Source organism: Pseudomonas sp. GW821-FHT04C07 (genome assembly GCF_059420325.1).
Genome location: NZ_JBWKTM010000005.1, coordinates 93,723 through 107,014, shown reverse-complemented (window position 1 = coordinate 107,014; position 13,292 = coordinate 93,723). Strand labels below are relative to the sequence as shown.

Here is a 13,292-nt window from a genome sequence, read left to right as displayed (position 1 = left end):
AATCCACAGAAGTTGTATCAAGAAGGGAGCGTAGTCTACCGGAAAGCCCCTTTCAGCTCAAACCTTGATCGCTCGTCGGTGGCAGCCAATGCAATTGCCAACATTCATGGGCACTTGCGCTCAGTCCAGGGAGGTTCGCAACCGCTAGTAATTGCTCACCGCGGTACACCAGCGGCAATCTGCCACGGGCGAACAATGGCAGGCGGCTTTCGTTGAGCAAGCGCTTCAGGTCCCGGTGACCACGCCCCGGCAGGTGCATGACTTCACCGCCCTGACGGTAATGAACGTGTAATGGCCCTTCGGGGATTTGACCACTGAATCTCAGCCTACCGTTATCGGGCAACAGCAAAGCCGAGGCCGGATCCGTCCAGATCGGAGCCGGTTCCGGAGCTCGCAGCCAACTGCCAGACAGCCACCAGACTCGCCCTGCGGCCCGATGCAACTCTCCGTCTGCCAGACACCAGATGGGCCTTGCATCGCCCGCAGCGTCGCGCAAGGCCTGCCAGCCCGACCAGTGGTCGCTATCAGGCAAAAGGGTCCACGCGGCCAGCCAGTGACTCAAGGCATTGCGCTGGCGAGCCAACGACAGATTTTCCAGGGGGGGCAACGCCAGCGACGGTAATCCCAGCCAATCGAACTCGCTGACAGCGCAGGCATTAGCGAGATCCATTTCAGCCAGCTCATCGAGCAGCCCTTGCGCCTCACTCAGATGCGCAGCACTGCGAGCGATGGTCGTCACCGCCTGTGGCCAGCGCTCGGTCAGTACCGGGAACACCTGATGGCGCAAATAATTGCGGGAGAACTGCCGATCATCATTCGAGGGATCTTCGATCCAGTTCAACTGATGTTCAGCGGCATAAGCCTCCAACTCGGCCCGCGACACATGGAGCAGTGGTCGCAGCAAATGTCCGTGCCCCAGCGGGCGCTGTTCGGGCATCGCCGACAACCCTCTCACCCCTGCCCCACGCAACAAACGGAAAAGCAGTGTTTCAGCCTGATCGTCGCGGTGCTGAGCGGTCAACAGCAATTCATTGGCCCCGGTCGCCGCGATGAAGGCGCCATAACGCGCATCCCGGGCGGCACGCTCAAGACTGGCGCCGGGCCGGACCTCGACGCGAATCACCTGCAGCGGCACGCCCAACGCATCACAGACCGACTGACAATGTTCCGGCCACGCATCGGCCACAGCCTGAAGGCCGTGATGGACATGGATGGCAGAGAGTGTCGGCAGGGATTCGGTTTTAGCGAGTTGCGCGAGCAGATGCAGCAGAACGGTGGAGTCGAGCCCGCCGGAGAAGGCGATGCGCCAGGTCGAGGCGTTGCGCCAGGGGGCAAGTTGCTTGAGAAGTGTTGCGCAAAGAGTCATGAACGCACCAAAACCTGTAGGAGCCGAGCTTGCTCGCGATGAACAATAACGCGATCAGTCAGATTGACCGAGGCGCCTCTATCGCGGGCAAGCCGGATCGCCGCACCGCTCGCTCCTACAGTAGATCAGCGTCAAATCAGAGACCGTAGCTCATCAGACGCTCGTAGCGACGAGCCAACAGCTTGTCGTTATCCAGCTTCTTCAACATCGCCAGTTGCGAGCTGAGTTCGGCACGGATAGACGCTGCTGCGCCAGCCGGATCACGGTGCGCACCACCCAGCGGCTCATTGATAACCTTGTCGACAATACCCAGGCCTTTGAGGCGCTCGGCAGTAATGCCCATGGCTTCAGCCGCATCCGGTGCCTTCTCGGCAGTTTTCCACAGAATCGAGGCGCAACCTTCCGGAGAGATAACCGCGTAAGTCGAGTATTGCAGCATGTTCAGCTGATCGCAGACACCGATCGCCAGCGCACCACCGGAACCGCCCTCACCGATCACGGTGGCAATGATTGGGGTTTTCAGGCGTGCCATGACGCGCAGGTTCCAGGCAATCGCTTCGCTCTGGTTGCGCTCTTCAGCGTCGATGCCAGGGTACGCGCCCGGAGTGTCGATGAAGGTCAGGATCGGCATCTTGAAGCGTTCGGCCATCTCCATCAGACGGCAGGCCTTACGATAGCCTTCCGGACGTGGCATGCCAAAGTTGCGGCGAACTTTCTCGCGCACTTCGCGGCCTTTCTGGTGACCGATGATCATCACCGGCTGGTCGTCCAGACGGGCAACACCACCGACAATGGCAGCATCGTCGGAGAAGTGCCGATCGCCGTGCAGCTCATCGAACTCGGTGAAAATGTGTTCGATGTAGTCGAGGGTATACGGGCGACGCGGGTGACGCGCCAGGCGCGCGATCTGCCAGCTGGTCAGCTTGCCGAAGATGTCCTCGGTCAGTGTGCTGCTTTTGTCTTGCAGACGAGAGATTTCATCGCCGATATTCAGCGAATTGTCATTACCGACCAAGCGCAACTCTTCGATCTTGGCTTGCAGGTCGGCGATCGGCTGTTCGAAATCAAGAAAATTCGGGTTCATAGGCGTCCGTCTTGGGTCGACGTCCAAGAGAGCTTGGGCCGGCCAGTTGTCTATTCGCGCCCTACCTTAAGGGAGAGGCGCGTTCAGGTCGAGATTAAAAATTTGGTCGAGATCAGGGCGTGCTCAAATGACAAAGAGCGGCACCTCACCGTCAACGGTATTGGAGGAAGACGTTGTCTCGCCCGAACTGGTCACGCAGGGCTTGAATCAAGCTGTCTGCCGGGTCTATTCGCCAGGTTTCGCCAAACTGCAGCAACGCCCTGGCGTCCGGGCCGGTGTACTCCACGGTAATCGGGCACGCCCCGCGATGACGCTTGAACAACTCGCCCAGCCAACGAAGCCGATCACCTTTCAAGGCCTCGGTGTGCACCTTCAGGCGCAGGCTTTCGGCCAGATTGGTGCGAGCATCTTCCATGCTCATTACCCGCTTGACTCGCAGGCGCAGGCCGCCGGAGAAGTCGTCGTTGCTGACTTCACCTTCGACCACCACCATCGCATCGGTCTGCAACAAGGACTGTGCCGAGTGGAACGCCTCGGCAAACAGCGACGCTTCGATGCGCGCCGAGCGATCGTCGAGGGTAATGAAACCCATCTTGTCGCCCTTTTTGTTCTTCATCACCCGCAGTGCGATGATCATGCCCGCGACCGTCTGCGTATCCCGAGCCGGCTTCAGGTCGATGATGCGCTGACGGGCAAAGCGTCGGATTTCACCCTCGTATTCATCGATCGGGTGACCGGTGAGGTACAGGCCGAGGGTTTCCTTCTCCCCGCGCAGACGATCCTTGAGCGTCAATTCCTTGGCCTTGCGGTGGCTGGCGTAGACGTCGGCGTCTTCTTCGACGAACAGGCCGCCAAACAGGTCCGCATGACCGCTGTCATGGGTGCGAGCGGTTTGTTCGGCGGCCTTGATCGCCTCCTCCATTGCCGCCAGCAATACCGCACGGTTCTGGTCGATGCCGGCCTGATAGGCTTTCGGCTCGTCATGGAAGTACGGACCGAGGCGATCCAGCGCGCCGCTGCGGATCAAACCGTCCAGCGTGCGCTTGTTGATGCGTTTGAGGTCAACCCGGGCGCAGAAATCGAACAGGTCCTTGAACGGCCCCTCCTGACGCGCCTCGGTGATGGCTTCCACCGGACCTTCACCAACACCCTTGATCGCACCGAGGCCGTAAACGATGCGGCCTTCGTCGTTCACCGTAAACTTGAATTCGGAGGTATTCACATCCGGCGCGTCGAGGCGCAGCTTCATGGTGCGCACTTCTTCGATCAAGGTCACGACCTTGTCGGTGTTGTGCATATCCGCAGAAAGTACCGCGGCCATGAACGGTGCCGGATAGTGAGTCTTCAGCCATGCCGTCTGGTACGAGACCAGCCCATAGGCGGCCGAGTGGGATTTGTTGAAGCCATAACCGGCAAATTTCTCTACCAGGTCGAAGATGTTACCGGCAAGGTCGGCATCGATATTATTGGTCGCACAACCTTCAATGAAACCGCCGCGCTGCTTGGCCATTTCCTCGGGCTTTTTCTTACCCATGGCTCGACGCAGCATGTCCGCACCACCAAGGGTGTAACCGGCCATGACCTGCGCAATCTGCATCACCTGTTCCTGATACAGGATGATGCCGTAGGTCGGCGCCAATACTGGCTTCAAGCCTTCGTACTGGTAATCGGAGTGCGGGTAGGCGAGTTCGGCGCGACCGTGCTTACGGTTGATGAAGTCATCCACCATGCCCGATTGCAGCGGACCCGGACGGAACAACGCCACCAGTGCGATCAAGTCTTCCAGGCAGTCGGGCTTGAGCTTTTTGATCAGCTCTTTCATGCCGCGCGACTCGAGCTGGAACACCGCAGTGGTTTCAGCTTTTTGCAGCAGCGTGTAGGTCGGCTTGTCGTCCAGCGGAATAAACGCAATATCCAGCGGCGGCTCGTTGACCTTGGCGCGGTCGCGGTTGATGGTTTTCAGCGCCCAATCGATGATGGTCAGGGTCCGCAGCCCCAGGAAGTCGAACTTCACCAGACCGGCGGCCTCGACGTCGTCCTTGTCGAACTGGGTTACCAGACCGTCGCCTTCCTCATCGCAATAGATCGGCGAGAAGTCGGTGAGTTTGGTCGGTGCGATAACCACGCCACCGGCGTGCTTGCCCACGTTACGCACAACACCTTCAAGCTTGCGCGCCATCTCCCAGATTTCCGCGGCCTCTTCATCGATCTTGATGAAGTCCCGGAGGATTTCTTCCTGCTCGTAGGCTTTTTCCAGGGTCATGCCGACTTCGAAGGGAATCATCTTCGACAGCCGATCCGCCAAGCCGTAGGACTTGCCTTGTACCCGTGCCACGTCACGAATCACAGCTTTCGCCGCCATGGAGCCGAAGGTAATGATCTGGCTTACCGCGTTGCGACCATATTTCTCGGCCACATATTCAATTACGCGATCACGACCATCCATGCAGAAGTCGACGTCGAAGTCGGGCATGGAAACTCGTTCCGGGTTAAGGAACCGCTCGAACAGCAGGTCATATTCCAACGGGTCAAGGTCGGTGATCTTCTGCACGTAGGCCACCAGCGATCCGGCACCTGACCCTCGACCCGGACCGACCGGCACACCGTTACTCTTGGCCCACTGGATAAAGTCCATAACGATCAGGAAGTAACCGGGGAAACCCATCTGGATGATGATATCCAGCTCGAAATTCAACCGGTCGACGTAGACCTGGCGCTTGGCCTCATAATCTTCGGTAGTGTCCTTGGGCAGCAGGACGGACAACCGCTCCTCCAGGCCGTCGAACGAGACCTTGCGGAAATACTCATCGATGGTCATGCCATCGGGAATCGGGAAGTTGGGCAGGAAGTGCTTGCCCAGCTTCACTTCGATGTTGCAGCGCTTGGCGATCTCGACCGAGTTTTCCAGCGCTTCAGGCAAGTCGCTGAACAACTCAGCCATTTCATCGGCGCTTTTGAGGTACTGCTGGTCGCTGTAGTTCTTCGAACGGCGCGGATCGTCGAGGGCGCGGCCTTCGCCGATGCAGACGCGGGTTTCGTGGGCTTCGAAGTCTTCGCGCTTGAGGAAGCGCACGTCGTTGGTTGCCACCAATGGCGCGCCGATCTTCTCGGCCAGGGCGACGGCACCGTGCAGTTGCTCTTCGTCATTCGGGCGATTGGTGCGCTGTACTTCCAGATAGAAACGATCCGGGAACACCGCCATCCATTCACGGGCCAGCGTCTCCGCCTCATCCGGATTGCCGCCAAGCAGAGCAATACCGATCTCGCCCTCCTTCGCCGCCGACAGCATGATCAAGCCTTCGCTGGCCTCGGCCACCCACTCGCGCTCGATGATGATCTGGCCATTGCGCTGACCATCGATAAAGCCGCGGGAGATCAACTCGGTGAGATTGCGATAACCGACGCCATTCATTGCCAACAGGCTAATGCGGCTGAGCGGGTTTTCAGGATCCTTGTTCGACAGCCACAGGTCAGCACCGCAGATCGGCTTGATCCCGGCGCCCATGGCTGCCTTGTAAAACTTGACCAGGGAACACATATTGTTCTGGTCGGTGACTGCCACGGCAGGCATGTTCATGCCGACCAGCGTCTTGACCAGCGGTTTGATCCGCACCAGACCGTCGACCAGGGAATATTCAGTGTGCAGGCGTAGGTGAACGAATGAAGCCGGCATAGTGATCCTGTCATAAGCGTGAAGACAACAAGGCCCGGATTGTACCGGGCCCTGAGCAAAACATCAGCCTGTTGACTAAACCTCAGTCAACCCTTCCAGCGCCTCATACGCCAGACGCACAGGCGCGAACGAGCGTCGGTGAATCGGCGTCGGACCCAAGCGGGCCAAGGCCTCCAGATGTACGGGAGTCGGGTAGCCTTTGTGCCCGCCAATGCCGTAGCCAGGGTAAATCAATTCGAAAGCAGCCATTTCACGGTCACGGCTAACCTTTGCCAGAATCGAGGCTGCGGCAATCGCCGGGACCTTGCTATCACCCTTGACCACCGCTTCAGCCGGCATCGCCAGCTTCGGGCAGCGGTTGCCGTCGATCATCGCCAGTTTTGGGGTGATGCTTAGCCCTTCCACTGCGCGCTGCATGGCCAGCATGGTGGCGTGCAAGATATTCAGCTCGTCGATTTCTTCAACTTCAGCCCGGGCAATGCACCAGCTCAGGGCCTTTTCACAGATCTCGTCATAAAGCTTTTCGCGACGGGCTTCGGTGAGCTTTTTCGAATCGTTGAGCCCGAGAATCGGCCGATTCGGATCGAGAATCACCGCCGCGGTCACCACAGCACCGCATAAAGGCCCGCGTCCGACTTCATCAACACCGGCAACCAGGTCTTCAGCGTCGGCAACCAAGGTGAAATCCAGACCCATTTGCATCTTTACACCACTCATACTGGTTTGCCGATCAGGTTCAATACCGCTTCGGCGGCCTGATTCGAGGCATCGCGACGCAAGGTCCGATGAATCTCGTCAAAACCACGGGTTTGTTCTTCGCCGCCGTCGATCAATGGCAACACCGTCTGCGCCAGCGCCTCGGCAGTTGCATCGTCCTGCAACAACTCGGGCACCAGCAAACGCTGCGCCAGCAAGTTCGGCAGAGATATATAGGGGCTTTTTACCATGCGCTTGAGAATCCAGAACGTCAGCGGCGCCAGGCGATAAGCGACCACCATCGGCCGCTTGTACAGCAGCGCTTCCAGGGTCGCGGTGCCGGAGGCAATCAACACTGCGTCACAGGCAGCGAGAGCCTGATGGGAACGTCCGTCGAGCAGAGTCAACGGCAAGTCGCGGCCTGCCAGCAACTCTTCGAGCTGCACACGGCGCTCAGGACTGGCGCATGGCATGACAAAACGCACGCCTGGACGCAAGGCACGCAGACGCTCGGCGGTGTCAAGAAACAAACCTCCCAGACGACCGACCTCGCCACCGCGACTACCCGGCATCAAGGCAACCAGGGGTCCATCAGGCAACCCCAGCTCTGCACGGACTGCGGCGCGATCTGCCTCAAGCGGGATCGCATCGGCCAGGGAGTGACCGACAAAACGTACCGGCACGCCCTTCTCTTCGTAAAATTTCGCCTCGAACGGAAACAGCGTCAGCATCAGATCGCAGCCTTCACGAATCTTCAGCACGCGCTTCTGACGCCAGGCCCAGACAGACGGGCTGACGTAGTGCACGGTCTTGATCCCGGCCTGCCGCAGTTTGAGTTCGATATTCAGCGTGAAGTCCGGCGCATCGATACCGATGAATACGTCCGGCTTCTCCGCGATCAAGGTCTGAATAAGCTTTTTGCGTCGAGCCAGCAGCTCACGCAAACGCCCCAGAACCTCAACCAGCCCCATGACGGCCAGACGCTCCATCGGGAAATAGGAAGTCAAGCCTTCGGCCTGCATCAGCGGTCCGCCGACACCGATAAACTCAACCGCAGGATGTTGTGCCTTGAGGGCGCGCATCAAGCCAGCGCCCAAGATATCGCCGGAGGCCTCGCCCGCCACCAGTGCAACACGCAAAGTGGCCATGATTAACGAGTAATGCCGCGAGTCGAAGACTGGATAGAATCACGGAAAACCGCGACTTCCGGAAACTGTGCGGACGGCTCGGCCAGCTCGGCAAGTGCCTGATCGACAGTCAGCCCTTGACGGTAAACCACCTTGTAGGCGCGACGCAGAGCGTGGATCGCGTCGTCGCTGAAACCACGACGGCGCATGCCTTCGAAGTTCATGCTGCGCGCCTCGGCAGGGTTGCCGAACACCGTGACGTAGGCCGGAACATCCTTGCCGATAGCGGTACCCATGCCAGAAAAGCTGTGAGCGCCGATATGGCAGTACTGATGAACCAGGGTAAAGCCGGAGAGAATCGCCCAGTCTTCAACGTGCACATGACCGGCCAACGCGGTGTTGTTGACCAGAATGCAATGGTTGCCGATGACACTGTCGTGGCCGATGTGCGCATAGGCCATGATCAGATTGTGATCGCCCAGGGTCGTTTCGGCACGATCCTGAATGGTCCCACGGTGAATGGTTACGCCTTCACGGATGACGTTATGGTCGCCGATCACCAGACGTGTTTCCTCACCTTTGTATTTGAGATCGGGCGTGTCCTCACCTACCGAGGAAAACTGGTAGATGCGGTTTTGCTTACCGATTCGGGTCGGGCCTTTGAGAATCACATGTGGCCCGATCACTGTACCCTCGCCGATTTCCACACCAGCGCCGATGATCGACCAGGGGCCGACCTCGACGTCGTCGGCCAGAACGGCCGTCGGATCGATGATTGCGCGAGGGTCAATCAAACTCATAGTTTGCGTTCCGCGCAAATGATCTCGGCGGAGCAGACCGGCTTGCCATCGACCGAAGCCTGGCATTCAAACTTCCAGATCTGACGCTTGCAGCTCAAGAACCTGGCTTCAAGAATCAACTGATCACCTGGCAGTACCGGCTGGCGGAAGCGCAGCTTGTCGGAACCGACGAAATAGTAAAGGGTGCCATCGGCCGGTTTCACATCCAGCATCTTGAAACCAAGGATACCGGCAGCCTGAGCCATCGCCTCGATAATCAGCACGCCCGGCATGATCGGATGTGCCGGAAAGTGACCATTGAAGAATGGTTCGTTGATGCTGACATTCTTGTAGGCACGAATGCACTTGCCTTCAACATCCAGATCCACTACCCGGTCCACCAACAGGAAAGGGTAACGGTGAGGCAGGTATTCGCGAATCTCGTTGATGTCCATCATTTCGGGGGGAAGCCTGTAGTAAAGATTGGGAGCGCGCGACTGACGCGCACTCCTCTAGCAAATCAAGGAGGCAGTCTAGCGGCTGTGCACACTTGATATGGAAATGGTTTCAGCCATCTGATGAAGCATTACCGCCAGGGGTCACGTCACCTACACGCTTTTCCAATTGCCGCAGGCGTCGCGCGATATCGTCGAGCTGACGAATGCGTGCCGCGCTTTTGCGCCATTCGGCAGCAGGCTGCATCGCCGTACCGGAAGAATAGGAACCCGGCTCTGTAATCGAGTGAGTCACCATGGTCATTCCGGTCAGGAAAACGTTGTCGCAAATATCGATGTGCCCAACCAGACCGACACCACCGGCGAGCATGCAGTGCTTGCCGATTTTGGTACTGCCGGAGATCCCCACGCACGCCGCCATGGCGGTGTGATCACCGACCTGCACGTTGTGGGCGATCTGAATCTGGTTATCCAGTTTCACGCCATTACCGATCACGGTATCGGCCAGCGCACCGCGGTCGATGGCAGTGTTCACGCCGATCTCCACATCGTCACCGACCAACACGCCGCCGATCTGGGCAATCTTCTGCCAGACACCTTTTTCATTGGCGAAGCCAAAACCTTCACCACCAATGACAGCGCCGGACTGAATCACCACGCGCTTGCCGATCCGTACGTCGTGATAAAGCGTCACTCGAGGAGCCAGCCAACCGTCTTCACCGATTTCAGAGCGAGCACCAACAAAGCAGTGAGCGCCGACCGTGACACCAGCGGCAATGCGCGCGGCGCTTTCGATCACGGCAAATGCACCAATGCTCGCAGCCGGATCGACCACCGCATCCTCAGCCACAACCGCAGTCGGATGAATACCGGCACTGGCTTTAGGCTTGGGATCGAACAGATGGGAAATCCGCGCGTACGCAAGGTATGGATCAGCTACAACCAGCGCATCACCGGCAAAACCTTCGGCGTCAGCGGCCTTCAGCAACACGGCTGCGGCCTGGCTGCCGACCAGATATTTACGGTATTGGGGATTTGCCAGAAAGCTCAACTGAGCTGGGCCAGCCTCCTGCAAGGTGGCTAGCCCAGTAATTTCTTTCTCCGCGGAACCACGTAGCGTGGCGCCGAGGAACTCGGCCAACTGGCCGAGTTTTATAGTCGCAGTCATGGATTACTTCAGCTGATTCATGCGCTCGATAACCTGGCGAGTGATGTCGTACTGAGGTTTGACATCGATCACTGCGCCACGCTCGAAGACCAGGTCAAAAGCACCTTTCTTGATGACTTCTTCCACAGCGCTATCCAGTTTTGGCTTGAGCTGTTTCAGCATTTCACGGTCGGCAACGGCTTTGGCTTCGTTCAGTTCCTTGGACTGGAACTGGAAGTCACGGGCCTTTTGCTTGAACTCGAGTTCAAGGCGCTCACGTTCGCCTTGCTGCATTTTGTCGCCACCACTGACCAGACGGTCCTGGATGCCTTTGGCGCTGCTTTCAAGAGCCTTTAGCTTGGTCAGTTGTGGACCGAACTTCTTCTCGGCATCCACAGCGTATTTCTTCGCGGCGTCAGACTCCAGCAGAGCCATTTGATAGTTCAGTACCGCAATTTTCATTTCGGCAAATGCCGGGGTCGCTACCAGGACAGTCGCCAGGAGAACCAATTGAGTCAACTTACGCACGATGCACTCCTACAAAAACCATTGTCGTTATCTTGGATCAGACGATTAGAACGTCTGACCGAGGGAGAATTGGAATACCTGGGTCTCAGCATTGCTGTCCGGTTTCTTGACCGGCATTGCCAATGCGAAACTCAACGGACCAAGGGCAGTAACCCATGTCACACCAACGCCCACCGAACTGGCCATATTGCTCAGACTGACCTCGTTGCACTGCGTTTTAGACTTCGAACCATCGGCGTTAGTGCTCTGCGTGCAAGTCGAGTCGAACACGTTACCCACGTCCCAGAATACCGACGTGCGCAAGGAACGCTGATCTTTCACGAACGGCAGAGGGAACAGAACCTCTACACCACCCTGAATCAGGACGTTACCACCAAACGGCAGCGCATTCTGGTCCGGGTCGACGGAAGTTCCCGGGTTAACGCCACGACTCGGCGTACTGCGAGGCCCGAGAGTGCTGTCCTTGAAGCCGCGAACCGAGTTGAAACCACCTGCAAAGTAGTTCTCGTAGAACGGCAGGCTATTGGTCGAACCGTAACCATCACCATAGCCCAGCTCAGTGTGCAGACGCATGGTGTAGTTATCAGTCAATGGCTGGAACAGCTGACCACGGTAATCGAGCTTGAAGAACGAGAGATCGCTGCCAGGGGTCGTTGCTTCCAGAACCAGGCTCTGGGAATGACCACGGGTCGCCAGCACGCCTTTGTTCAGAGTCGACTCGGACCAACCGGCCGAAGCCTTGAAGTTCAGGTACTGGTCACCTTCACGGTTAACAAAGTCAAAAATCTCGTCAACGGTGAACTCACCGGTCTTGATCTTGTCTTGCTGTGCCGTCAGACCAAAGGTCAGACGCGAAGTTTCACTGATCGGGTAACCAACGCTGACACCTGCGCCCATGCTGTCTACGGCATAGCTCGCGACGTTGACATCAAGGTTTTTGTAGTCAGTGGTGCGATAGAAAGCGTTGTAACCCAGGCTGACGCCGTCAGCAGTCCAGTAGGGGTCGACATAACCGAAGTTATAACGGCTCTGGTACTGGCTACGGGTCAAGCCGATGCTGACCTTGTTACCGGTACCCAGGAAGTTGTTCTGGGTAATCGAGCCACCGAGGATCAGACCGGCGCTCTGAGCAAAACCGACGCTGGCGGTGATCGAACCGGACGCTTGCTCTTCAACGGCGTAGTTCACGTCAACCTGGTCATCGACACCCGGTACAGCCGGCGTCTCGACGTTGACCTCCTTGAAGAAGCCCAGACGTTCCAGACGGGTCTTGGACTGGTCGATCAGGTAGGTTGACGCCCAGCCTCCTTCCATCTGACGCATTTCACGACGCAGCACTTCGTCTTCCGACTTGGTGTTGCCACGGAAGTTGATACGGTTCACGTATGCGCGCTTGCCAGGATCGACCATGAAAGTGATATCTACGGTGTGATCTTCTTCATGGGGCTGCGGCACGCCGTTGACGTTGGCGAAGGTATAGCCTTCGTTACCCAGACGACGGGTGATCAATTCAGACGTGGTGGTCATCAGTTTGCGCGAGAAAACCTGACCTTTCTGTACCAGCAGCAACGACTTGACCTGGTCTTCAGGCACTTTCAAGTCACCGCTCAGCTTGACGTCACGAACGCTGTACTTCTCACCTTCGTTAACGTTGACGGTGATGTAGACGTGTTTCTTGTCCGGGGTGATCGAAACCTGGGTCGAAGCGATATCCATGTTGATATAGCCACGATCCAGGTAGTAGGAACGCAGGCGCTCCAGGTCACCGGACAATTTTTCACGAGCGTACTTGTCATCGTTCTTGAAGAACGACAGCCAGTTAGAGGTTTTCAGTTCGAACAGGTCGATGAGATCTTCGTCAGGGAAGACCGTGTTACCCACCACGTTGATGTGCTGGATAGCGGCGACAGTGCCTTCGTTGATATTGACCTTCAAGGCAACACGGTTACGCGGCTGCGGCACCACTTCGGTGTCGACGGTCGCCGAGTAGCGGCCCTGAGCAACATATTGACGCTGCAGTTCGTTACGCACGCCCTCAAGGGTCGCACGCTGGAAGATCTCGCCTTCGGACAGACCGGATTGTTTGAGGCCTTTCATCAGGTCTTCAGTGGAGATCGCCTTGTTTCCGTCGATCTCGATACTGGCAACAGATGGACGCTCGACTACAGTGATGACCAGGACATTGCCATCGCGGCCCAGCTGGATATCTTGAAAGTAACCGGTTTTGAACAATGCACGAGTGGATTCCGCCAGGCGACGATCATCCGCCTGTTCACCAACGTTCAACGGCAAGGCACCAAAGACGCTACCCGCGGACACCCGCTGGAGGCCATTGACGCGAATATCGGAGATAGTGAAGGACTCGGCGTGAACTTCGGCGATCATCAATACGGTGAGAACCGCAGTTAGCAGCAGACGTTTCATGAAGTCCTTTCTT

General features: G+C 57.6%; 10 protein-coding genes. All 10 read right to left on the bottom strand.

Annotation, left to right across the window (positions count from 1 at the left end; all coding sequences use genetic code 11):
- Window positions 1-52: 52 nt before the first annotated feature.
- Complete coding sequence (gene tilS / locus AC07UI_RS11215; RefSeq protein WP_494992568.1) at window positions 53-1,366, bottom strand: tRNA lysidine(34) synthetase TilS; 1,314 nt, start codon at window positions 1,364-1,366, stop codon at window positions 53-55.
- Window positions 1,367-1,502: 136 nt separating this feature from the next.
- Window positions 1,503-2,450, bottom strand: coding sequence for an acetyl-CoA carboxylase carboxyltransferase subunit alpha (locus tag AC07UI_RS11210; RefSeq protein ID WP_494992567.1), 948 nt, complete (start codon window positions 2,448-2,450; stop codon window positions 1,503-1,505).
- 151 nt (window positions 2,451-2,601) lie between these two features.
- The gene (gene dnaE, locus AC07UI_RS11205) at window positions 2,602-6,123 is read right to left on the bottom strand and encodes a DNA polymerase III subunit alpha (RefSeq protein ID WP_494992566.1); all 3,522 of its coding nucleotides are present in this window, start codon (window positions 6,121-6,123) and stop codon (window positions 2,602-2,604) included.
- Between the two features lie 75 nt (window positions 6,124-6,198).
- Entirely contained in the window at window positions 6,199-6,825 is a 627-nt protein-coding gene (rnhB, locus tag AC07UI_RS11200; protein WP_494992769.1) for a ribonuclease HII, read from the bottom strand.
- Window positions 6,826-6,836: 11 nt separating this feature from the next.
- Window positions 6,837-7,967, bottom strand: a complete 1,131-nt coding sequence (gene lpxB / locus AC07UI_RS11195) for a lipid-A-disaccharide synthase (protein ID WP_494992565.1) — start codon at window positions 7,965-7,967, stop codon at window positions 6,837-6,839.
- A 2-nt stretch (window positions 7,968-7,969) separates the two neighbouring features.
- Complete coding sequence (gene lpxA, locus AC07UI_RS11190) at window positions 7,970-8,746, bottom strand: acyl-ACP--UDP-N-acetylglucosamine O-acyltransferase (protein WP_494992564.1); 777 nt, start codon at window positions 8,744-8,746, stop codon at window positions 7,970-7,972.
- Entirely contained in the window at window positions 8,743-9,183 is a 441-nt protein-coding gene (fabZ, locus tag AC07UI_RS11185) for a 3-hydroxyacyl-ACP dehydratase FabZ (protein ID WP_494992563.1), read from the bottom strand. The genes lpxA and fabZ overlap by 4 nt, the downstream gene beginning before the upstream one ends.
- A gap of 109 nt (window positions 9,184-9,292) precedes the next feature.
- Window positions 9,293-10,348 carry a UDP-3-O-(3-hydroxymyristoyl)glucosamine N-acyltransferase gene (lpxD, locus tag AC07UI_RS11180; protein WP_494992562.1) on the bottom strand — a complete coding sequence of 352 codons (1,056 nt, stop codon included), beginning with the start codon at window positions 10,346-10,348 and terminating at the stop codon, window positions 9,293-9,295.
- Between the two features lie 3 nt (window positions 10,349-10,351).
- Entirely contained in the window at window positions 10,352-10,855 is a 504-nt protein-coding gene (locus AC07UI_RS11175; protein ID WP_017130863.1) for an OmpH/Skp family outer membrane protein, read from the bottom strand.
- 45 nt (window positions 10,856-10,900) lie between these two features.
- Window positions 10,901-13,279: an outer membrane protein assembly factor BamA gene (gene bamA, locus AC07UI_RS11170; protein ID WP_494992561.1), complete on the bottom strand. Its 2,379-nt coding sequence runs from the start codon at window positions 13,277-13,279 to the stop codon at window positions 10,901-10,903.
- Between the last annotated feature and the right edge of the window lie 13 nt (window positions 13,280-13,292).

Excerpts from the sequence above, each read along its gene's own strand:
- tilS (WP_494992568.1), bottom strand. The coding sequence starts at position 1,366 with ATGACTCTTTGCGCAACACTTCTCAAGCAACTTGCCCCCTGGCGCAAC.
- AC07UI_RS11210 (WP_494992567.1), bottom strand. The coding sequence starts at position 2,450 with ATGAACCCGAATTTTCTTGATTTCGAACAGCCGATCGCCGACCTGCAA.
- dnaE (WP_494992566.1), bottom strand. The coding sequence starts at position 6,123 with ATGCCGGCTTCATTCGTTCACCTACGCCTGCACACTGAATATTCCCTG.
- rnhB (WP_494992769.1), bottom strand. The coding sequence starts at position 6,825 with ATGCAAATGGGTCTGGATTTCACCTTGGTTGCCGACGCTGAAGACCTG.
- lpxB (WP_494992565.1), bottom strand. The coding sequence starts at position 7,967 with ATGGCCACTTTGCGTGTTGCACTGGTGGCGGGCGAGGCCTCCGGCGAT.
- lpxA (WP_494992564.1), bottom strand. The coding sequence starts at position 8,746 with ATGAGTTTGATTGACCCTCGCGCAATCATCGATCCGACGGCCGTTCTG.
- fabZ (WP_494992563.1), bottom strand. The coding sequence starts at position 9,183 with ATGATGGACATCAACGAGATTCGCGAATACCTGCCTCACCGTTACCCT.
- lpxD (WP_494992562.1), bottom strand. The coding sequence starts at position 10,348 with ATGACTGCGACTATAAAACTCGGCCAGTTGGCCGAGTTCCTCGGCGCC.
- bamA (WP_494992561.1), bottom strand. The coding sequence starts at position 13,279 with ATGAAACGTCTGCTGCTAACTGCGGTTCTCACCGTATTGATGATCGCC.